This window comes from Sphingobacterium zeae (assembly GCF_030818895.1).
Classification (GTDB): domain Bacteria; phylum Bacteroidota; class Bacteroidia; order Sphingobacteriales; family Sphingobacteriaceae; genus Sphingobacterium; species Sphingobacterium zeae.
Genome location: NZ_JAUTBA010000001.1, coordinates 904,205 through 928,292 on the forward strand (window position 1 = coordinate 904,205; position 24,088 = coordinate 928,292).

The 24,088-nt window shown below is 40.3% G+C and carries 14 protein-coding genes; 11 read left to right on the forward strand and 3 right to left on the reverse strand.

Going from position 1 to position 24,088, the window contains the following annotated elements; translation table 11 throughout:
• Window positions 1-37: 37 nt before the first annotated feature.
• The 5 genes from araA (at window position 38) to QE382_RS03840 (ending at window position 8,124) form a co-directional block, all read left to right on the forward strand.
• Window positions 38-1,540, forward strand: a complete 1,503-nt coding sequence (gene araA, locus QE382_RS03820; protein ID WP_307184746.1) for an L-arabinose isomerase — start codon at window positions 38-40, stop codon at window positions 1,538-1,540.
• Window positions 1,541-1,612: 72 nt separating this feature from the next.
• Window positions 1,613-3,313 carry a sodium:solute symporter family transporter gene (locus QE382_RS03825; RefSeq protein ID WP_293956994.1) on the forward strand — a complete coding sequence of 567 codons (1,701 nt, stop codon included), beginning with the start codon at window positions 1,613-1,615 and terminating at the stop codon, window positions 3,311-3,313.
• A gap of 95 nt (window positions 3,314-3,408) precedes the next feature.
• The gene (locus tag QE382_RS03830) at window positions 3,409-4,557 is read left to right on the forward strand and encodes an aldose epimerase family protein (RefSeq protein WP_307184747.1); all 1,149 of its coding nucleotides are present in this window, start codon (window positions 3,409-3,411) and stop codon (window positions 4,555-4,557) included.
• Window positions 4,558-4,569: 12 nt separating this feature from the next.
• Window positions 4,570-6,111: an alpha-N-arabinofuranosidase gene (locus QE382_RS03835; RefSeq protein WP_307184748.1), complete on the forward strand. Its 1,542-nt coding sequence runs from the start codon at window positions 4,570-4,572 to the stop codon at window positions 6,109-6,111.
• Window positions 6,112-6,162: 51 nt separating this feature from the next.
• Window positions 6,163-8,124 carry an alpha-L-arabinofuranosidase family protein gene (locus QE382_RS03840; protein ID WP_307184749.1) on the forward strand — a complete coding sequence of 654 codons (1,962 nt, stop codon included), beginning with the start codon at window positions 6,163-6,165 and terminating at the stop codon, window positions 8,122-8,124.
• A gap of 197 nt (window positions 8,125-8,321) precedes the next feature.
• Here QE382_RS03840 and QE382_RS03845 read toward each other — a convergent pair whose 3' ends face one another.
• From QE382_RS03845 to QE382_RS03855, 3 genes are read right to left on the reverse strand one after another with little or no spacing between them, the layout of a single operon-like run.
• Window positions 8,322-9,815 (reverse strand): DUF294 nucleotidyltransferase-like domain-containing protein, encoded by a 1,494-nt coding sequence (locus QE382_RS03845; protein WP_307184750.1) that lies wholly within the window; start codon window positions 9,813-9,815, stop codon window positions 8,322-8,324.
• Window positions 9,772-10,236, reverse strand: a complete 465-nt coding sequence (locus tag QE382_RS03850) for a cyclic nucleotide-binding domain-containing protein (protein ID WP_307184751.1) — start codon at window positions 10,234-10,236, stop codon at window positions 9,772-9,774. Before QE382_RS03850 ends, QE382_RS03845 begins: the two co-directional genes overlap by 44 nt.
• Window positions 10,237-10,246: 10 nt before the next feature.
• Window positions 10,247-10,867, reverse strand: a complete 621-nt coding sequence (locus QE382_RS03855) for a 3'-5' exonuclease (RefSeq protein ID WP_307184752.1) — start codon at window positions 10,865-10,867, stop codon at window positions 10,247-10,249.
• Window positions 10,868-11,032: 165 nt separating this feature from the next.
• Here QE382_RS03855 and QE382_RS03860 point away from each other — a divergent pair, with 165 nt between their 5' ends.
• From QE382_RS03860 to QE382_RS03885, 6 genes are all read left to right on the forward strand, one after another.
• Window positions 11,033-13,744, forward strand: a complete 2,712-nt coding sequence (locus tag QE382_RS03860; RefSeq protein ID WP_307184753.1) for an alpha-d-galacturonidase — start codon at window positions 11,033-11,035, stop codon at window positions 13,742-13,744.
• 108 nt (window positions 13,745-13,852) lie between these two features.
• Complete coding sequence (locus QE382_RS03865) at window positions 13,853-15,391, forward strand: MGH1-like glycoside hydrolase domain-containing protein (RefSeq protein ID WP_307184754.1); 1,539 nt, start codon at window positions 13,853-13,855, stop codon at window positions 15,389-15,391.
• A gap of 1 nt (window position 15,392) precedes the next feature.
• The gene (locus QE382_RS03870) at window positions 15,393-16,979 is read left to right on the forward strand and encodes a glycoside hydrolase family 28 protein (protein WP_307184755.1); all 1,587 of its coding nucleotides are present in this window, start codon (window positions 15,393-15,395) and stop codon (window positions 16,977-16,979) included.
• A 47-nt stretch (window positions 16,980-17,026) separates the two neighbouring features.
• On the forward strand, window positions 17,027-19,777 hold the full coding sequence (locus QE382_RS03875; protein ID WP_307184756.1) for a glycoside hydrolase family 95 protein: 2,751 nt from the start codon (window positions 17,027-17,029) through the stop codon (window positions 19,775-19,777).
• Window positions 19,777-23,286: a malectin domain-containing carbohydrate-binding protein gene (locus QE382_RS03880; RefSeq protein ID WP_307184757.1), complete on the forward strand. Its 3,510-nt coding sequence runs from the start codon at window positions 19,777-19,779 to the stop codon at window positions 23,284-23,286. Before QE382_RS03875 ends, QE382_RS03880 begins: the two co-directional genes overlap by 1 nt.
• A 216-nt stretch (window positions 23,287-23,502) precedes the next feature.
• Window positions 23,503-24,075 carry a DUF3826 domain-containing protein gene (locus tag QE382_RS03885; protein WP_307184758.1) on the forward strand — a complete coding sequence of 191 codons (573 nt, stop codon included), beginning with the start codon at window positions 23,503-23,505 and terminating at the stop codon, window positions 24,073-24,075.
• Window positions 24,076-24,088 lie beyond the last annotated feature (13 nt).

Sequence of the window (24,088 nt, forward strand, 5' to 3'; positions counted from 1 at the left end):
GAGTATTAAAAAATCTATAGTAAAACTACAATTTAACATGAATATCAATTTAAAAGAACTTGAGGTCTGGTTTGTCGTGGGTAGCCAAGACCTGTATGGAGAGGAGACTTTAAGACAAGTTGCTCTACATGCAGAAGAGATAGCTAATTACCTTGATACGCAAAAAGAGATTCCGGTAGGAGTAAAATATAAGCCGATCGTAAAAAATACGGATGAGATATATGCCACATTGGCTGCCGCCAATAGGGCAGAAAATTGTATCGGCGTCATCACATGGATGCATACATTTTCCCCAGCAAAAATGTGGATTAGAGGGTTAAAGGCGTTACAAAAACCATTGCTACATCTGCATACGCAGTACAACCAGGACATTCCATGGAGTAGTATCGATATGGATTTTATGAATCTCAATCAGAGTGCTCATGGAGATCGCGAGTTTGGACATATTGTCAGCCGTTTAAAGATAGCGCGTAAAGTCGTTACTGGCCATTGGCAAGATGTGGAGGTGCTTGAACGGATCAATGTTTGGGCTCGCGCGGCAGCTGGGTGGCATGACTGGCAGGGAGCAAAATTTGCACGATTTGGTGACAATATGCGTTATGTGGCGGTTACAGATGGCGATAAAGTGGAAGCGGAGTCGAGATTTGGCTTTTCGGTAAATACTTACGCAATCGGTGATTTAGTAGAGGTTATCAACGCTAGTACTGAAGCGGAAATTGAGGCATTGCTAGCGGAGTACGAATCTTCTTATGAGCTGGCCGAAAATGTAAAAGCTGGCGGAGCGTTTCATACGAACTTAATCGAGGCCGCTAAAATCGAAATTGGTTTAAGGAAGTTTTTGGAACAAGGAAACTTTAAAGGTTTCACGGATACTTTTGAGGATCTGCATGGTATGGTGCAACTTCCGGGCTTGGCAGTACAGCGATTAATGGCTGAGGGATATGGTTTTGCAGGTGAAGGAGATTGGAAGACTCCAGCTTTGGTGCGTGCATGTAAAGTGATGGGAGCAGGATTACCAGGAACCACTGCATTTATGGAAGACTATACTTATCATTTTGATCCACAGAATCCAATGGTACTTGGTTCACATATGTTAGAAGTAGACCCGGCATTAGCAACCGGAAAACCGCGTATCGAAGTGCATCCGCTAGGGATTGGTGGCAAGGCGGACCCTGCCCGTTTGGTGTTCAACGGTCAGAGCGGAAATGCACTGAATGCTTCATTGGTCGATATGGGAACGCGCTTTCGTTTGATCGTTAATAAAGTACAAGGTGTTTCCGTGGAAGAGCAATTACCAAAGCTTCCTGTCGCGCGCGTGTTATGGAAACCGCTTCCTGATATGAAAACGGGTTGCAGTGCCTGGATTGTAGCTGGAGGTGCTCACCATACCGCTTACAGTTTAAGCTTGACGCCTGAATATCTCGAAGATTTTGCGCGTATTGCCGGACTGGAATATGTTTTGATCGATGAGGACACCACGCTAGCAAAACTCGAAGATCAATTAAAATGGAATGAACTTTATTATTTACTCAGTAAATAATAACTTAAGCCATTTATGTTCTTCTCTCGTGAAGGCATAGGTGGCTTATTTAAAATAACCAATTTGGGAAATATGGAAAAATTTGCAACGGTAGATTACATCATCTTTGTAATTTACTTCTTTATAGTAGCTGGCTATGGCTACTGGATTTATCGTAAAAAGACCAATAGTTTGAGCAGTAGCAAGGACTACTTTTTGGCGGAAGGTTCACTTACCTGGTGGGCCATAGGTTCTTCATTGATTGCGTCAAATATCTCGGCTGAACAATTTATCGGGATGAGCGGTAACGGCTTTGAGGTTGGTATTGCTGTGGCGGCATATGAGCTTATTGCAGCGGTAGCGCTAATTATTGTGGCGGTTTGGTTTATACCGGTCTATTTGAAAAATAAGATTTTCACCATGCCCCAGTTTTTGAATAATCGATACAATGAAACGACAAGTCTTATCATGGCAATTTTCTGGTTGTTTTTATATGTTTTTGTCAACCTGACATCGATTTTGTATTTAGGGGCAATTGCCATTTCGAGTATGGCCGGTGGCGGAGATAGCTTTCATACGATAACAGTCGCTTTAGCTGTATTTGCGGTGATTATTACCCTAGGTGGAATGCGTGTTATCGGTTTTACGGATGTTATTCAGGTTGTTGTGTTGATTATTGGTGGTATAGCCACGACCTATGTAGCGTTGACTTTAGTCAGCGAACATTTTGGTTTAGGAAAAGATGCGTTAGCTGGATTTAATAAACTGATGGAAGACTCTCCGGAGCATTTCAACCTTTTTGTTGATAAACCAGGGCCAGGAGCCAGCCAGGAAGATATTAATAAATATCTGATGTTACCTGGAATAGGGATGTACCTTGCGGGAATCTGGATCGTCAATTTAAATTACTGGGGTTGCAATCAATATATCACGCAACGCGCTTTGGGTGCTGATTTGAAGACTGCGCGAACAGGAATTCTTTTTGCGGGATTTCTAAAATTGTTTATGCCGATTATCGTTATGCTTCCGGGAATAGCCGCTTACGTGCTATACAAAAATGGTGCGTTACAACACGAAATGGCTCCTGGAGGAGTGTTTCACGCCGATAATGCATATTCAGCGATATTGGGCTATCTGCCCAATGGAATGAAAGGGCTTGCGCTGGCGGCGCTTACAGCTGCTATCGTTGCCGGATTGGCCGGAAAGGCCAATAGTATCGCAACGATCTTTACATTGGATATCTTTAAAAAATATATTAATAAAGATGCGAGCGAAGCGAAAATGGTCTGGGTTGGAAAGATAACGATTGTGATCTCTATTCTACTTTCTGTTTTATTTACCTGGAATGATGCGCTGGGCATCGGCGGGGCCGGAGGATTTACATTCATTCAAAAATATACCGGCTTTATTAGTCCTGGGGTTTTTGCGATGTTTTTGTTGGGGATGTTTTGGAAAAGAACCACCGGAGCGGCGGCTATCACTGGACTGATCACTGGATTTGCGTTGTCTATATTCTTCAACGAGTTTGCAACGAAAGTTTTTGGACCAGAGACATGGATCTATACTGCGTATCTGAATAAAGCTGGTGTATATGAAATTCCGTTCCAGATCTGTATGGGATTAGCTTTTGTATTTACTATGATCGCTATGATTGCCGTTAGCTTATTTGGACCGAAGGTTAATCCAAAAGCTTTCGTCTTGGATCGATCGATGTTTAAAGTTGAACCATCCGTATTGGCTTTAATTGTTGTGACTTTATTATTGGTCACCGCTATTTATGTGCGTTTTTGGTAGCATTAATACTACTTGATTAAATAAATGATTATGAACCATTCCTAATTGAAATTAGGAAGCCTCCATCAAAACGATGGAACAAAACTTAATTGCAGATGAATAAGAAAATTATTATTGGCTTGTTGAGCTGTGCTTCATTAGCTTATGGCTGCCAATCTCCGTCAACTCAAAATAAGCCAGCATCGACATTGGCTGATTCTTCTTCCAACCAGGCTTTTGACAGCCAAATTGATGGTAAAGAGGTGAAACTATTCCAGCTTAAGAATGACAAACTTGCCATTACCTTGACAAATTATGGTGCACGCTTAGTGAGTTTAAATGTTCCGAATAAGGATGGTCAATTGACAGATGTGATTTTGGGTTATGATTCAGCTAATGAATACAAGGAAAACTATAATAATTTTTATGGCGCTATTGTAGGAAGGTATGGTAATCGGATTGGTAAAGCTTCGTTTAAGCTGAATGGAGAGGTGTATTCTTTAGAAAAGAATGACGGAGAAAATTCGCTTCATGGTGGTACAAATGGTGTGTATAATAAAGTGTGGGATGTCGTTAGTAGCACGGCAACATCCATTACATTGGCGTATACTTCACCCGATAAAGAAGCTGGTTATCCGGGGACGGTCAAGATGGAGGTAACTTACACCTTAGATGACAATGGGTTGGCTATAGATTATCAAGCAACAACGGATAAGGAAACCGTATTGAACCTTACCAACCACGCTTACTTTAATCTTAATGGGGCCGGTGATTCTTCGATTTTGGATCACGAACTTCAAATTGATGCAAAGGCGATTACAGAAGTTGACGACAGCTTGATTCCAACAGGAAAGAGTTTGCCGGTAGCGGGTACAGCATTCGATTTTAAGAAGCCGGCACCTATTGGTGCTCGGATTGAGGATGAAAATGCGCAGCTAAAGATCGGAAAGGGCTATGATCATAATTTTGAACTTGATAAGAAAGATGGTTTCCAAAAGGTTGCTCAGGTGTATACAAGCAAGACTGGTATTGCAATGGAAGTTTATACGACCGAACCCGGTTTGCAGTTTTACAGTGGCAATTTTATGAAAGATACAGACCCTAAGGGTAAAGCAGGAAAAGTCTATCCATTCCGTTCGGCGTTCTGTTTGGAGACACAACATTTTCCAGATGCACCAAATCACCCCAATTTTGCATCAACGGTGTTAAAACCTGGAGAGCAATATAGCTCCAAAACGACTTATAAATTTATCGTGAAAAAGTAAAGTCAATATAGGATGAAGCTAAGATTTACATTAGGCGTTGTATTCGCGCTGGTGAATGGGTTACTCCATGGGCAGAGTAGTGTCAAATTGCAAACTCCGCAGCAAGAGCAGATTATAAGTCGACATATATATGGTCATTTTGCTGAACATTTGGGCCGCTGTATTTATGATGGATTTTATGTCGGGGAGAAAAATGACTCAATTCCGCATGCTGATGGCGTCCGGAATGATGTTATCGAAGCCCTTAAGAATTTGAACATTCCCAATCTACGTTGGCCGGGTGGATGTTTTGCCGATACGTATCATTGGAAGGATGGAGTTGGCCCTAAAGCTCAACGTCCTGCTATGGTTAATAACTGGTGGGGTGGTGTGACAGAGGATAATTCATTCGGAACGCATGATTTTCTAAATATGTGTGAATTGCTTGGGGCAGAACCTTATCTCGCCGGTAATGTTGGTAGTGGTGAGGTGCAGGAGCTTGCTGATTGGGTTCAATATGTAAACTTTAAAGGAGAAAGCCCCATGTCAGACTGGAGACGTAAAAATGGACGGCAGGAACCTTGGAAGGTCAAGTTTTGGGGTGTGGGAAATGAAGCTTGGGGCTGTGGTGGAAATATGACTGCCGATTATTATACTGATATCTACCGCAAATACGCGACTTTCATGTCGGATTGGACGAATGGGAGTGGTCTATATCGAATTGCTTCTGGTGCCAATAGTGCAGATTACAATTGGACCGAAACACTCATGAAGAAAATTCCAAGTGGTTTGATGAAAGGTATGGGATTACATCACTATGCGGTCATCAACTGGGATAAGAAAGGCTCTGCAACGAAATATTCGGAAGAGGAGTATTTCAAGACCATGAAATCAGCTTGGTTTATGAATGAATTAGTGGAGAAGAATATGGCCATCATGGACAAATACGATCCAAAAGGACTTATAGATCTAATTGTAGACGAATGGGGGGGCTGGTATGAGGTCGAACCAGGGACGAACCCTGGCTTTCTCTACCAACAGAACACCATGCGTGATGCTATGATTGCTGGTATGACATTGAATATCTTTAATAATCATGCTCGCCGGGTTAAGATGGCCAATCTAGCGCAGGCAGTAAATGTATTACAAGCGGTTATTCTTACGGAAGGGAAGAATATGATTTTGACGCCTACGTACCATGTCATGGAAATGTATAAGGTACATCAGGACGCTAAGTTAATTCCTGTATCGCTGCAATCGACTGATTTTGAGTTTAATCAAGAGAAAATCCCTGCAGTTTCGGTTTCAGCCTCACAGGACAAACAAGGACGTACACATATTTCCCTTGTGAATATTGACCCAAAAAAGAAAAATAAGGTGCACGTGGATTTGGGCTCGTTGAAAGCCGGAAAAGTAACTGGTAGAATACTTACCGCTGAGCATCTGCGTGATTATAATTCGTTCGACAAACCGACAACGATTACACCTGCCGTGTACAATAAGGCGAAGGTTGTTAATGGTACCGTTGAAGTAGATATTCCTGCTTTTTCAGTAATCGTATTGGAATTAACCTAAGATAGTTTTAAAACTCATTAATTAAACATTAATGATCAAATAATTATATAGATGAAGAAAGTTGTATCGTTGATGGTAGCGCTAGCGGGGTTAGGCTTTTCTGCTGTGGCGCAGTCACCAATAGCATTAAATATTCAATTAGATAAGCCTTCGGGGAAAATATCGCCACATATGTGGGGGGTGTTTTTTGAAGACATTAACTTGGGCGCTGATGGGGGAATCTATGCTGAATTGGTGAAGAATAGATCCTTTGAATTTGATGAACCTTGGATGGGCTGGAAGAAGCTCGAAAATGGTGTTGAGGGTACTTATTTGCTGGTGAATGACAGTAAGCGGAAGGGAAATAAGCGTTATTTAAGATTAAATAATGCGGGCAATCTAAAATTAGGATTGCAAAATGAAGGCTTTAGGGGAATGGGGGTAAAAGCGGGAGGAGCATATGAGTTTTCTTTACAGTACCAAAGCACTGCGAAAGGAATGACGATCCACGTTGAACTGCTTGATCCTCAAAATAAGGTAATCGGGGCCGCTGAACTTCCGCTTGATCCCGTCGCATCGTGGTCGGAAGCTGCGGTCAAATTTCCTGTTAACCAAACAACAGACAAGGCTAAATTAAATGTTTGGTTTACAGGTGAGGGCACTTTAGACGTCGATATGTTGTCTTTGTTTCCCGTCGACACTTGGAAAGGGAGACGAAAGGGATTACGTAAAGACATGGTTCAAATGCTTGCAGATATGAAACCTGGTTTTATCCGGTTTCCGGGAGGTTGTATTGTGGAAGGTAGAGATTTGGCTAATCGATTTCAATGGAAAAAAACGGTTGGTCCAATTAGTGAACGAGAATTGATTATTAACCGTTGGAACACCGAATTTAAACATCGTCTAACGCCAGATTATTTCCAAACTTTTGGCTTAGGTTTTTTCGAATATTTTTTATTGGCAGAAGATATCGGCGCCACTGCAGTGCCTATTCTTAATTGTGGTATGGCTTGTCAGTATAATACAGGCGAAGTTGTACCATTAGATGAGTTAGATGAGTATGTTCAGGATGCCTTGGATCTGATTGAATTTGCCAACGGCTCCACTGCTACAAAATGGGGTCAATTGCGTGCAGAAATGGGGCATCCCGAATCATTTCATCTCAAAATGTTAGGCGTTGGAAATGAAAATTGGGGACCTCAATATATTGAACGTCTGGCCGTTTTTAAGAAGGCCTTAAACGAAAAGCATCCAGAGATCAAAATTATAGCGAGTTCAGGTACTGATCCAGAGGGAGACCGCTTTGATTTCTTAGATGATAAGTTGCGTGCCATGAATATTGATATCATCGATGAACATTATTATCGACCACCATCCTGGTTTCTTTCAAGTGCCAGCCGTTATGACAATTACAACCGGAACGGCGCAAAGATTTTTGCTGGCGAATACGCTTCACATACGACACGACCGAATGGCCCTGGAAAAAGTACGTGGGAGGCCGCACTTTCTGAAGCTGCATTCATGACTGGTCTTGAACGAAATGGTGATGTGGTTGAAATGGCATCTTATGCACCATTGTTTGGTCATGTAGATGGGTGGCAATGGTCTCCGGATCTAATTTGGGTTGATAATCTTCAGGTGTATGGTACACCTAGCTACCAGGTTCAAAAATTGTATGCAACCAACAGGGGCACAGCCATTATTCCGATTATGCGTGATGGTGAATCCGTTGCGGGTAAAGATAGTTTGTATGCATCTGCAGTTTATGACGAGTCTTCAAAGGAATTAATTGTGAAAGTTGTCAATTATAATAGTCAGCCGAAAAAAGTTAATCTTGATGTAGTTTCAAAGAAGAAGCTGACAGCCACGGCAGAGCTTGTTACGCTGGCTAATCCCGACCTGAATGTCAGCAATAGTTTGGAAGAACCATTAAATATTCGTCCAAAGGAAAGTACTGTTGTTTATAATGGGAAAAAACTTGTTCAAACTTTTGCACCATACTCCTTTACGCTGATTAGACTGTCTACGAAATAGGCAGCAAAACCATCTAATCAATCAATCGTCGATAGAGGTAAAGCAACCGAATCTGTCGATAAATAAAATATGGTGATATAAACATTACGGAAGCCATCAGTTTACTGATGGCTTCCTTGTTTTCCTTATGGATATAGCGATATAAAATTAAACCTTCGGAAAGAGATTATTTAACAATTTGCTGTTAACTTGGCCTGTTAACCGAAGAGGTTGCTGGTGAATTTAACTTTGATTCCCAACTGAAAGTTGGTGATCGTTTTAAATATCTCTTTGATGGTTGCTTTTTCGATATTTGTCAGGCTGTCCATCGGTACATAATTGTTTGGACTCAGTTTGGCTATTCTAATCTGATTTGCTTGATTTTTCAGTCGAATCGACATCAGATAATAATAGGATTGATGCAATTCTTCATATTGCTCTTGTGTGAATATTCCTAATTCTAATAGTTGTTTGAGCCTTCCACCGGTATTTTCTTCATAAATTCGGTTTTTAAGCGCGTATACGCGGACCAAGTCAACAATAGGCGTCATCGCTTTTTTTATATTGAATACTTCGGATGATCCTATAGTTTGAGTTTTTATCGCTTTAAAAAATGTTAACGGTGGCTCATATTGAAGAGCATTTTTTGCTATAAAGGTAAAAAAGCGATCATTTGGCCGCTGTAATTCAACATTAAGAAAATCTTTAAGCTGATTGATAATATCCTGATCGCCATACAAGCGTCTGCAGTCGAAAAAAGTTGAAAACTTAATCGCGTTCTCAGGGATACTTTCTTCAATCCATTTTTTGTAGTTGTTTTTCCAATGGGATAGCGAGTGTGTCCATTCGGGATTGCTGGCCATATATCCGCCCGTACAGTAGCTAAAACCTATTGTATTTAGATGATCTGACACCTTCGCTGCAAAATTTAAAAAATATTCCCGGACGAGTTCACGCTGTTCGTTTGCCTTATCTTCATAGATAATGGCATTATCCTGATCCGTCATTAATGTTTGCTCTTTTCTCCCTTCACTGCCAGTCACCATAAAGACAAATTTAGCTGGTGGTTCGCCCATTTCTCCGATGACTTTTTCGATGACTTTGAGTGCGATGCTATCTGCCACAGTCGTGATCACTTGATTGGCAATTTCGGCATTTACACCTCTACCAAGCAATTGGTGGATAATTTCTGGAACATTGTTCCACTTCTCACGCAATTCATCCAAAGTCTCTGCTAATTTTACCGATTGTATAAATACAAGTGGAGATTGGCCTTGTTCGCTCAACAAACGATTACGACTTAGGAAGCCAACATAGTTCCCGTCTTTTTCTACGAGCAAGTATCTAGATTTTGTACGGAACATTTTTAATACTGCTTCATAAAGATAAGATTGATCTGAAATGCTAACAATAGGGTTGTCCATGACTTCCATAATTTTGTGGTCGACCGGTACCTGTTGAGCAACTACCTTATCGCGCAAGGTCATATCGGTTACATAACCAATAATGCTGTTATCATCTTTTATGAACAGGCAGCTCACCTTTTGATTTGCCATAGTCTTCGCAACTTCATAGATGGGCGTTTGAGGGGAGCAAGCAACAATATCCTTGTAGATGATGTGTTCGATCTTTCTTGAATATAATTGATCTGCAGCAAAATAGCTTTCTTCAAAGGAAGCTGGAGATTTGACAAATATGAGAAAATTCTTCATCCAACATTCTTCTTCCAAACGAATTAGTGAAAAAATGAAAAAATTCTTCATTAGCATTACAAAGCTCGATAAAGTTTTTCCTAGGTAACCGATAGATAATTGTCCCTTTTTTTGCAATTACGGATTTTAATGCTTTTGTTCTATTTAAAAGCACGGATATTCCGCCAAAACAATAGGGTTTATGGTGAATTTCAATTAATCTTTTGTTGTCTAAATCGTCCAAGAAAAATGTTTCATACTCTCCTTCATAGATTAAGTCTACTCCATCCATGTCTGTAATGCTTTGTCGATAAACAAGCGTGTCTTTGGAGAAGCGGTACTCATTGAATATATCAACAATACTGAGCTGCAGGGATTCGGGCAGCGCCTGAAATGGAGGGGTAGATTTTAGTGTAGAAAGGATAACCTCGGAATTTTTCATTAGGAAAAAATTAAAAGATGTTATGAAATTCTATTTGTTGGTTAAGGATATCTTGATGAGTTAAATCCTTTCGTTTAATCATTTCAAAATAACATTTAGCTGTTATCTCAGCATCCTTTTCGGCATCGTGTAAATGTTCCGGTGGAGACAAGAATAGGGATTCATGTAACAGCGACAGCGGAAGATGTACCATATTTGGATTTCTAACATACCTTTTGCTATGTAAAAGTGTACAAAAATAAGCTATTTCACCAAATGGAAGCGCAAGGTTCGATCGATAGAATTCTGCGGATAATACTTGTAAATCAAAGGAAAGGAAATGTCCAACAAGCTGCGGTTTATATTTTTTGATGTCATGACTGAACTTGCGCAACACATCTTTTTTCTTCTCACCATATTGCCTTAAGAATGGGGGCGTTAACCCATGAATTTGCTCCGATGCCGGACTGATTGGAATGAGTGGTTCGTAGATATATTTATTGCTCCGTTTGATCTCATTTTGGGCTTCGTCAAAAATGATCCAGGCCAATTGCAGTACATGTGGCCAATTATCGCTTTCTGTGTACCTTTTATTCCATTTTTTCGGTAGGCCGGATGTTTCTGTATCTAGAAATAGCAAATATTTTTTCAATGAATTTGTGTTGAGTATGCTCTAAAATACTAAAATATTCTAGTTAATAATAGAGAAATCTGCATTTGTAAAGCATCTCCTTTGTAAAAAACGAGATACGAATTTTAATGTTTGAAATTTTATATGTAAAATTAACATTTATTAGTGAATTATAAATAACCAATTATGTGCAAAAGACTATTATGCGTGTTTCTTTGTGTCTTTTCAATACTTGCTGAACTTTATGCTGTAAATAAAAGTATTACCGTTCGTTACACGCTGGAAGGAATTGCAAATCAAGAACGATTTCAATATGCAGTTGACCTGTTACAAAAAGAATTGATGAATTCAAGTGTTACCGACGATCTCGATATTGAGGTAAGTACGGCAGTACAAAGAAAATCTTTACCGGACTCAATCAGGAGTAAATTGATTGAAAAAGAACATTTTGTTCTATTCCGAAAGAGCAAAACAGATCCGATCACCTTGATCGGTACGGATGAATCGGGGGTTTTGTATGGCTGTATGGCGTTGCTGGCAGATAGGCATTGGCTGAACGCTGGGCCATTCTTTTTAGCCGATGGGCCAAAAATGGTTATGCGCGGCACAAGCATTGGCCTTCAAAAAACTGCGTATTTGCCTGGGCATGATATTTACGAATATCCTTATACACCTGAATCTTTTCCATGGTTTTATGATAAAGAATTGTGGTTGAAGTATTTGGATATGATGGTTGAAAACAGGTATAATGCTTTGTATTTATGGAATGGGCACCCTTTTTCTTCATTGGTGAAATTAAAAGATTATTCTTATGCGCTTGAAGTAGATGAGACAACATTTGATAAAAACGAAGAGATCTATACTTTTTTGACCAAAGAAGCTAATAAAAGGGGGATTTGGATTATCCAGATGTTTTATAACATCATCCTGCCGAAGCCTTTTGCCGATCGTCATGGGTTAAAAACTCAAGAGCGCAATCGCGCTATTACACCGCTAATATCTGATTACACCCGCAAAAGTATTGCTGCTTTTGTGGCTAAGTATCCAAACGTCGGATTACTAATCACGTTGGGCGAGGCAATGGAGGGAGTCGGTCAAGATGATATTAACTGGTTTACCAATACCATCATTCCGGGAGTACAGGACGGATTACATGCATCAGGTACTCATGGCGAGCCACCTATTATTTTAAGAGCCCACGACACTGATGCACCAGCTGTTATGAAAGCTGCATTACCAATTTATAAAAACCTCTATACTATGGCTAAATATAATGGTGAGGCGCTGACAACCTATACGCCAAGGGGGAAGTGGGCCGAGTTACATCGCTCTTTAAGTGCCATTGGTACAGTCCATATTCAGAATGTTCATATTTTAGCCAACTTGGAACCATTTAGATATGGCTCACCTGATTTTATCCAGAGATCGGTCAAAGCTATGCATGAAGTTCATCATTCAAACGGTATTCATATTTACCCCCAGGCATCTTACTGGGACTGGCCATATGCAGCAGACAAGGTAAATAATAGATTGCTTCAGGTAGATCGCGACTGGATGTGGTACAAGGCATGGTCACGATATGCTTGGAATGAAAATCGAGATTTATCACAAGAGCAATCTTATTGGTCGAATGAACTTTCCCGATATTATGGTATTCCCGAGAAGGATGCACTGAATTTACTATTGGCTATCCAAGAAATTGGTGAGATATCGCCTAAAATACTTAGGCGATTTGGTATTACAGATGGTAATAGACAGACATCTTCACTCGGAATGCTGATGACGCAATTGATAAATCCTTATCGTTATGGTCTGTTCACTCTTCTTTATGAATCTGAAGCTCCGGAAGGAGAAATGATTATTGATTATGTCGAGAGAGATTACCACAAGGAAGGCCATGTTGGGGAGACACCTCTCCAAGTGTCGGAAGAAATTGTGAAACATGGAGATCGTGCAGCTGCGCTGATTAAGGAGTTAGGAAAACCAATGAAAAATGTTGCAGAATTTAATCGCTGGCTTACTGATATACGGATTCATCAATTGTTGGCCAATCATTATAGCTATAAGGTTAAGGCAGCTATTCAGCTGCTTCAATACAAGTATTCCCATGATCTTGGCGCGCTTCGGAAAGCGCTGCCCGATTTGGAGCAAAGTGTGACGGAATATCAAAAACTTACGCAGATCACAAATCAGGCCTATTTATATGCAAATAGCATGCAGACTAAACAACGTAAGATACCCATGCGCGGAGCTGATGCTTCGTTCATTCACTGGAAAGAGATGCTTCCTGTATTTGAAGCGGAGTTGAATAATTTTAAACATGCGATAGATTCTTTAGCTACAATTTCGGATGTCTATACACAGGCCAAAGCGGTATTAAAGTCAGAAGAGATTACTTTTTTGGATGATCAGCAACTTATTCCATTGAAAAAGGGCGCAAAATTGTATGCAGATCAGGAGTTAGTTGTTACCCATCTGGCCAACGAATTGGAAGGACTGCAAGCGGTACAGATTAATACCGAAAAGCAAAAGATTCAGGGAACACATCTTCGCTTTAAGAATAATAAAGCAGTGAAGATATTGATTGGTTATTTTAATAGTAATGACAAAGTTTTTGCGCCTAAACCTATACTGGAAATTGATGCAAGTGCAAATGATTTTGGTCAAGCAGAGGCAAGAATACGTAATGCTATACGAATACAATACATGCCGATGGTGGATATTCATACCTATTCCTTTTCTCCAGGGGTCAATGAGCTGAAGATTGCAAAAGGAGAAGTGCTTATTTTGGGTATAGTGGATCATGAGGAACTCTCTAATTCATATAATGCAGACGTGGACAATCAAGGAGATGATCTAGACGACTTGTTTGGCTATTATCGGGAAACCAAATTGTAAATACAACCATGTCCTTCAGGATAGTACAGGATAAACAACTTAAACGAAGTGGGTAATTTTACGAGAACACAATACATCTACTTCAACTTTTTTGATATTAAATAAGGAATGAAAATTATAAAATCTATTCTTGCGCTTTTTTTCTGTGCGCTATCGTGTGTAAAGGCACAGCAGAAATTAGAAGATAAAGTTCACAGCTATGTTCAAGAGTTTAACAAAAACGATAACGAAGCAGTAATCAATAATATTCCGAATAAGGATGCCTATGACTGGATGATGGCTAATATTCCTTTATTTGACTGTCCGGATAAGGAAATCGAGCAAACCTATTATTTTCGATGGTGGTCTTACCGAAAACATATCAAATCGAGTCCGGAAGGCATCTTGGTGACCGAATTTATTGAGCCAGTGAAGCATGCTGGAAAATACAATTCAATCAGTTGTGCGCTTGGACACCATTTGTATGAAGGAAGGTGGATTCGTGACAATGCATTTCTAAAAGAATACATCGACTTTTGGCTTTATCATGCAGACAAGAATCAATCGAAGCCAAGGTTTCATCAATTCAGTTCTTGGCTACCTGATGCCTTACTAGCTTATTGTAAAGTTAATCCTGATAATCAATATCTAAAAGACCGTCTATTGGATTTGGATTTGGATTTTGAAAAGTGGGAAAAAGAAAGAAAGACTAAAAATGGGCTCTTTTGGCAATTTGACGTTCAAGATGGTATGGAAGAGTCGGTGTCGGGAGGACGTAAGGTTCACAATATGCGTCCATCAATCAATAGCTATATGTATGGAAACGCTGTAGCGATTGCGACAATTGCCAAATTGGTGTCTAATCCAAAATTAGAGAAAAAATACAATTCCTATGCACAGACTTTACGCCAATTGATATTGGATTCGCTTTGGGACAAAGAAGATCAATTTTTTAAAACAAAGATGGAAAAAGGGGAGCTACACCCCACTCGGGAAGCAATCGGTTTTATCCCATGGTACTTTCATTTACCTCCGGATAGAACAGCTTATGGAAAAGCTTGGCTGCAGCTACCTGATACCGCAGGATTTAATGCACCTTGGGGAACAACAACAGCAGAGCGGCGTGAACCGACATTTCGAACCCGTGGAACTGGACATAGCTGTGAATGGGATGGTGCAATTTGGCCTTTTACAAGTTCACAGACCATCAGGGGGATGGCTAATTATTTAAGCGATTATAAAAGGAATAAAGCAGTTGATGTAAGCGATTTATACGAGCAAATTCATAAATATGCCAAATCCCATGTTATGAATGGTAAACCCTACATCGGTGAATATCAAGATGAGAAAACTGGAGAATGGTTGAAGGGAGATCATCCGAGAAGTAAGTTTTATAATCATTCTACATTTGCGGATGTCATTATTCAGGATCTAATTGGAATAAAACCACAGACTAATCCCATTCTTGAGATAAAACCGTTGATTTCGAAAGATCGATGGGACTACTTTTCACTCACCCAGTTAACGTATCACAATAAGAACATTGCTATTTACTGGGATGTCACTGGCGAGAAATATCATAAAGGCAAGGGACTGACCATCTATGTGGACGGTGTAAAGTCAATGCAACAAAAGGATTTAAAAAATTGTAAGATTAACTTAAAGTAATATGATCAGAAAGAGCTATCGTCATGGAATAATAACTGTATTACTCTGTTTATTCATGTTGGGTTTGCAGGCACAAACTTGGCTTAACGTCATGGATTTTGGTGGTCGGAAGGACAGCACCGGAAGTAATACATTGGCTATCAAAAAAGCTATTACAACAGCGTCCAATAGAGGCGGGGGGACGATTTATTTTCCAGCTGGAAAATACGTCACCGGGCCCATTCATCTTAAAAGTAATATTACGATTTATATCGATGCTGGAGCGGAGTTACATTTTAGCGATAATTTTGATGAGTATTTACCTATGGTTGAATCTCGTTGGGAAGGAACTGTTGTTACAAACTTTTCGCCATTATTTTACGGTAATAATCTAGAGAATATCAGTATCCAAGGACGTGGGCTCATTGACGGACATGGTAAAAAATGGTGGGGCTATTCGGAGGTTGAAGTTAAGAAGCAGACAGAAGATAGCAAATGGCAAAAAGAGTTTAAACGCCTCAATAAAGATGTTTTGGCTCCGGACCTTCCAGGATGGATTGAGAGAGGATTTTTACGCCCGCCTTTTATACAGTTCTTAAACTGTAAAAATGTACAGATCAGAGATATTAAAATTCAAAATTCGCCGTTTTGGACAATTAATCCACAATATTGTGATAACGTTACCGTAGAAGGCGTTACAATAGATAACCCTCCTTCGCCTAATACAGATGGTATCAATCCAGAATCTTGCTCCAATGTTCGCATCGCCAATTGCCACATTAGTGTAGGAGATGATTGCATTACCATAAAATCTGGAAAGGATCGTTCGGGAAGGAAAATCAATATCCCTGCAGAGAATTACACCATTACAAACTGTACGATGCTTCGCGGACATGGTGGGGTAGTTATTGGGAGTGAAATGTCAGGTGGTGTGAAAAATATTGTTATTTCCAATTGTATTTTCGACGGAACAGATCGTGGTATACGTTTAAAAACCGCAAGAGGTAGAGGTGGGATTGTAGAAAATATTCAAGTCTCCAATATTGTCATGCGTGATATTCGAGATCAGGCTATTGTACTCGATATGGAATATGCTAAAAGTGAACCGGGGCCTGTTAGTGAGCGTACGCCTAAATTCAGGAACATCTTTATCAACAATTTATCTGGTACAACAAATCGCATTGGTTATATGCGAGGCTTAGCAGAAATGCCAATTGAAAATGTCGTGTTTTCGGATATTAACATGCAGGGAAGCACAGGTTTTTCAGCTGTCAATGTAAATGGACTAACATTGACTAACGTGAATGTATCAATCAAACAAGGATCATTATTATCAGTTAACAACGGTAAGGAACTGAATATCTTAAATGTGAAAAATACCACGCCGGTAGTAGAAAAGTCGCTCATTGAGTTGGAAAACTGTGAATCAGTCAATGTGCAGGGCTGTTTTCCTACAGGAGGCACCTCGCTATTTTTGGACTTAATTGGAGCAGCTAATGAGTCAATTTATGTTCATGGCAATAATCTGGCCCGAGTAAAGCAAATTCTCCGTGGTACCTATAAAAGTGGTCAGTTCACATCAAATATAAATCCTTCGGAAACTAAATAATGCGTTTATACCTGTATATCTTATTATCGTTTTTATCGATATGTCTCTTGAACTCCACTTTTGCACAGTCGCGTGTATGGTTTGATCATCCTGCCAAACAATGGGAAGAGGCTTTACCTATTGGCAATGGTCGACTCGGAGCCATGGTTTATGGGGGAGTCGAGGAGGAAGAATTGCAGTTTAATGAGGAGACATTATGGACGGATGGACCACGAAATTATAATAAAAAAGGCGCATCAAAGTATCTTCAAAACATACGGGACTTGCTTGATCGGGGGCGACAGCAAGAAGCAGAGGCCTTGGCGATGCGAGAATTTATGGGACTCAAAAGTGAATCGGAAGATCCTAGTGCTTGGTTAGGAAAGATTGGACGAATTCGGGAGCAAGAACATGGTCCTTTTGCGTTTGCTTTTGATGATAGTAAATGGCCAAGTATAGCGGTGCCGCATTATGAAGGTTGGGAGAGTCAGGGGCTGGAAGGATTGGACGGGGCAGTTTGGTTTCGTTATGAATTCAATCTTTCAAAAAAAGAGCTGACAGAACTGTGGTCGTTGGATTTAAATAAAATCCGAACTAACGATTACACCTATATTAATGGTAAGCTTGTTGGACAGTCAAAGGGGGATGAAACGAGAAGACTTTATCAAATACCTAAAGGGCTACTGAAAGAAGGGAGAAATAGTATCGCCATTCAGGTGATCAATTTAGAAGGAAAAGGAGGGGTAGCTGGTTATAAGGATACAAAGCAGTCAATAGGATTAAAAAGTTCCACCGGAAAACTAATCTCGCTTAATGGAGAGTGGAAATACTATATTCAAGATCCAAACAGTCCCAAAATAGGCAGTTATCAAGCATCTTATCAGCCTTTTGGTACGTTAAATTTGCAATTCGATCACAAAGAGGCAAAGCGCTACAGCCGGATACTCGATATGGATAAAGGTGAAGTTCGTGTCAATTATGATGCTCATGGAATTCATTATAAAAGAACTTATTTTGCAAGTTATCCCAACAATTTTATCGGCTTAAGATTACAGGCAGATCAGAAGGGAAAAATCACTTTTAGATTAAGCTTGAATACCAAACATCAGCGTGCCAAACTTGATCACATGATGGACTCCTCCATCGGTATGGAGGTATGGGTCAAAAATGGTTCGATGCGAGGAACAGCCTTCGTAAAGCTCAAATTGAAAGGTGGTCGGGTATTTTATGAAGGTAATGATCTTGTTGTTAAACAAGCCGATGAGGTCCAGATTTATCTAACTGCATCAACCAATTTTAAATCGTATCGAGAACTGAACGATCAATATGCGACTATCGCATTGGATAGATCCAAAAATTTATGGAAGTCGGACTTTGATAAATTGTATCAAATCCATCAAAAAGATTACCAGAATTTGTACCATCGCTTTGCAATAGAACTTTACGATAGCAGCCAGCTCGATACTATTCCAACAGATAGAAGATTAAGAAGGGCAGTAATGCTGGATGACCCTGGACTGCTCGCGCTTTATGTGCAATACGCCCGATATCTCCAAATTGCAGCTTCTCGAACAGGTAGCCAACCTATGAATCTTCAGGGCATTTGGAATTCATCTTTAGAACCATCATGGGGGAGCAAATATACGACTAACATAAATTTGGAGATGAACTATTGGCCGACCGAGGTTTTAAATCTCTCTGAATTGCAGGATCCTTTATTCCAAATGATTCAAGATTTGCATGTGGCGGGTGCAGAAACGGCCAAAGAATATTATGCTGCCCGGGGTTGGGTTTTACATCACAATACGGATTTATGGCGGGGTACAGCTCCCATTAATAATTCCAACCATGGTATATGGCCCACAGGTGGAGCTTGGTTGGTGAGACATCTTTGGGAACATTATCTTTACACACAAGATTTACACTTTTTAAAAGAATATTATCCAATTATTAAGGATGCTACCTTATTTTTTAAGGACTTTCTTGTCAAGGACAAAGTAACGGGATGGTTGGTCAGCTCACCTTCAAACTCCCCCGAGAATGGAGGGTTGGTCAAGGGACCTACTATGGATCATCAGATTATTCGCTCCTTATTTGATATTTTCAACCAAAGCTCCAAGATACTGGATAGCGATAATCTTTTACGGGATTCGATTAGCAACATGCGGAATCAGATTGCACCTAACCAAATCGGGCAATATGGACAACTGCAGGAGTGGTTGGTAGATATGGACGATCCGCAGAATAAACATCGACATGTATCCCATTTGTGGGGTTTATTCCCGGGAAATGAAATCAATCTGATTGGTACACCACAGCTGGTTGAAGCTGCAAAGCGCTCGTTGGTGTTACGGGGAGATGAAGGGACAGGTTGGAGCTTAGCATGGAAAATTAATTTTTGGGCGAGATTAAAAGACGCTCAGCATGCGTATCACATGGTAAAAATGCTATTGCGGCCGGCGGATAATGGAGGTGGTTCTTATCCAAACCTATTTGATGCCCATCCACCGTTTCAGATCGATGGGAATTTCGGTGGGGCATCGGGAATTGTGGAGATGTTACTCCAGAGCCACACGGATGGAATTGAGCTATTACCGGCATTACCGTCGGAAATCGGAACAGGAAAAGTCCAAGGAATCAAAGCGCGAGGCGCATTTCAGATCAATATGGAGTGGAAAGACGGTCAGTTGTTAGGGGTTACCGTTGAATCGCTTTCAGGAGAAGACCTCCATTTGCGTTATCAGAACCATGAAGTAAAGATTCAAACAAAGAAGGGCAAATCTTATGCCTTTGATAAAGAATTGAAGTTAAAGAAATAATGAAGATTAGATTGACGTTGTTCAGAAAACTGTTTTATTGCGTTTGTATGCTATTGTGCGGATCATTTTCGTATGCCCAAAAACTCCGTAAAACGATCACATTGGATTTTGAATGGGAAACCATAATGCATCAGAAAGATTCCGCAAGATACAATGGATTTCACAATGTGTCTTTTAAGACAGATAAGGACTGGCGGAAAGTGGATGTTCCTCATAATTGGGATGGCTACGAGGGTTATCGTAGATTGCTTCATGGCAATTTACATGGTTATTCTTGGTATCGAAAAAATTTCTCGATCAAACAGCAAAAGAACAAAAATAGGTTCTATTTATTCTTCGAAGGGGTAGGCTCCTATGCGACCGTTTGGTTAAATGGTATGCGCGTGGGATACCATGCGGGTGGAAGAACCACATTTACACTGGATGTCACTGATGCAATTAAATTGGATGGTACGCCCAATCTTTTAGCTGTACGAGCAGACCATCCGGCACATATTATGGATCTACCCTGGGTAGATGGGGGCTGTTCGACGGAAAGGGGATTTTCTGAAGGATCGCAGCCAATGGGAATTTTTAGGCCAGTGAGCCTATTGATGAAAAATGAAGTCTCTATTACGCCTTTTGGTGAGCATTATTGGAACGATGAGACTGCCGATCATAAAAAGGCTATTGTGCATCAAGCCGTCGAAATAAGTAATAAAAGCCAGGAAAGTAAATACTTGGAGATTGTAACCGAAGTTTTGGATCAAAATGGGAAATCAGTTCTTCGGTCTGCATCGAAAAATCAGGTTAAAGAAAATACAATAAAGGAAATTCGGCTGAAAGACCTGGTTTTGGCCAATCCGCAATTATGGTCTGTGGATTCACCCTACCTCTATCGCATAAAAATGCAGATCAAAATTGGTGGACAGATTACCGATGAGGTTGAAACACGTTATGGAATTCGGTCTGTTCGTTGGTCAAAAGGTTTAAAGCCCTCTGGCGACCCACGTCTCTTGGTTAATGGAAAGCCTATATTTATTAATGGCATTGCGGAGTATGAACATAAATTGGGGCAATCACATGCCTTTGATAAAGAGGAGATTGATGCCCGGATTAGACAAATTAGAACGCTCGGATTCAATTCTTTTCGTGATGCACATCAACCCCATAACCTGCGCTATCAACACGCATGGGATCGTCATGGCATTTTATTGTGGACACAGCTTGCCGCCCATATTTGGTTTGACACACCAGCATTTCGAGAAAATTTCAAAAAATTGTTAACAGAATGGGTACGAGAACGTAGAAATAGCCCTTCAGTAATTTTGTGGGGCCTTGAAAATGAGAGTACACTACCCGAAGATTTTGCACGGGAATGTACAGCACTAATTCGGAAATTAGATCCTACAGCATCTATACAACGGCTGGTGACTACCTGTAATGGCGGTAATGGTACCGATTGGGATGTTCCGCAAAATTGGACAGGCACTTACGGGGGAAATCAAAATACCTATGGAGAGGATCTCAAAAAACAGCAGCTTGTAGGAGAGTACGGCGCTTGGAGGAGCTTGGGCTTACATGCCGAACCACCCTATCTTCCCAACGAAAATAACTACAACGAAGAGCGCTTTGTCGATATACTACAAACAAAAGTTCGCTTAGCAGACTCTGTTAAAACCAAAGCAATTGGTCATTATCTATGGCTTTGGAACTCACATGATAATCCGGGGCGTATTCAGGGGGGAGAAGGAAATCGTGATATCGACAGGATTGGCCCGGTTAATTATAAAGGTTTATTAACCCCCTGGGGAGAACCTACGGATGCTTATTACATGTATCTGTCGCATTATGGTAAAAAGGAGCATCCAATGGTTTATATCGCCATGCATTCTTGGCCAAATCGGTGGTTGGCCCCTGGAGTGAAAGACAACATTCGTATTTTTTCGAATTGTGAGGAAGTCGAACTTTTCAATGATTTAGGATCCCTATCACTTGGAAAAAAGCAACATCCTGGTTTTGGAAAGCATATTGAATTTAATAATGTTGAGGTGAGGTATAATATATTGTACGCCGAGGGACGAATAGGGGGAAAGGTCGTTAGCCGTGACACCGTTATACTACATAATTTCCCCGAAAGTCCACATTTTCGAGACTTTTCCGTAGGCTCATCCAAGATGCTAAAACCAGATCTTGGATATCATTATCTCTACCGTGTGAATTGCGGTGGCGATAATTATACAGATGAATACGGGGCAGAGTGGAAAGCTGACCAACCATATCGGTCGAAATCGGGCTGGGGCAGTAAATCTTGGGCGGATAGTTTTGAAGGGATGAACACTTATTTTGCCAGTCAACGTGTTATTTTTGATCCAATTAAAGGAACTGGAGGCTGGCCTCTTTTTCAGAGCTTCCGCTATGGGCTGGATAAGTTGGGCTATCAATTTGACGTACCTAATGGAGAATATTTAGTTGAATTATATTTTGCCGAACCTTGGTATGGTAAGTTTTCGTCAGGCAACGGCGATCGAGTTTTCGATATTGCTATCAATGGTCAACTTGTAGAACATAAGTTTGATATTTATAAAAATGCGGGATTCCAGCGTGTAGTCAGAAAAAGGTATTCTGTCAAGGTAGTTGACGGAAAGATTGTTATCAATTTCCCGCGTGTTTATGCTGGACAAGCAGTGTTACAAGCGATTTCCATCGCCACAAAGAAGCATGTTCACCTAGTTTCAGAATCAAGCGGTCAAGATCATTATAATCTAGATTTAGCGCGTCAGAATATAAAACTCCATAGTTGGCTGGATATAGGCAGTGTATTGAAAAAGGATGGCGCTAGCGTAACATCGTTTTTTTCCTTGCCACCATCCTTGTTTGGCTCAGATTATTTTGAGCTTGATAGCAATAGCATCTATCATCTACGTTTTAAAGAACCTACCACTGCTTTCTATCTAGGAAATGAGAAACCTAAAGATTTTGAAGAGACCAAAGACAGTGTACAATTGAATACAGGAAAATATTTTGCCGTATTCCGTAGGGTGCTAAAGGCAGGCGAGGAAATTTTGCTGAAAACTGACCGCGGCGGAGATATTGTGGTCTTTCAGCAGCAAAGCGGGCTTCTTCCAGTATATGACTTGAAAGAGGTCAAAAACTATAAAGCCTATCAAACCCTTTGGCGGGAAGGGGTTTCCGAAATTGAGTTTGCCGGACAAAGACGTCTGGTATTTAATGCTAGTGAGAGTTATATCGCTTGGGAGTTTCAGGTCGGTGCAGCGGATGTGTATTCATTATTGATGAAGTATCATAATCCATTTAAGGAAATTCGTCGTGCTTATTATGAAATTTTAGACAAAAATAAGTACGTGTTGGTGCCTAAAACTCTTGTATCATTGCAACCTACGCGTTCTGGAAAGTGGAATTATATCAATACTGATACAAAGACAATGATCAATGCTGGGACCTACTTTATTAAACTCTATAGTGTTGATTCTAAGGGTGTTGTTGTGGACAATCTAGAGGTCAAATAGCAAGTGGGTCAGGATAGTACATGACGGTTGCCGATGAAATTTTCAGTTATATTGAGCACTTGAAATTTTGTGTCGTTTTGACGTTTATTTTGAGCAATTATAACGGAAATAAAGTTAAGGGACTTTATTTAATATTTAATAACCAAAAAAGGGATAAACCATTTCATGCCTATGAAACGTTTTACATTATTCACAATTTTATTTTTAAGCGTGTCTATGACATTTAGTCAAACAGAGGGCGCCTATTGGAAAACTATTACAGATCGGTCTGCAAAAATTGTGGCTAAACTAGCGCTAGCAGATCAGGCCAAGCAAGAGAGAGCGGTTCACATTATTCGTGATCAATATTATCTTTTGAATGCCTGTTATTCGCTTCGTGATTTGAAAATCAAGGAGAATACGGATAAGAGTCTAAAAGAGCAGATCGCACAGGAGACGCTTCAGGAAACTACCAATTTAAATCAAGCTTTCGTAACCCGGTTAAAACAAGTTTTAACACCGGCAGAAGTTGAAGCAGTTAAAAACGGCATGACCTATCATGTTTATCCGAACACCGTGAAGGCCTATCAAGATATGATTCCTAGTCTTTCAAAAGATGATGTACATATGATTGACAGTTTACTTTATGAAGCTCGAGATTTTGCCATGCAGGCCGAATCTTCGGAAAAAAAACACGCCTGGTTCGGTAAATACAAAGGCAAAATCAATAACTATTTAGCGTCTCACGGCTATAATTTAAAAGAGGAAGGTGACAAGTGGGCCGCGAGACTCAAAAAAACAAACCAATAAACAAGGACCTAAA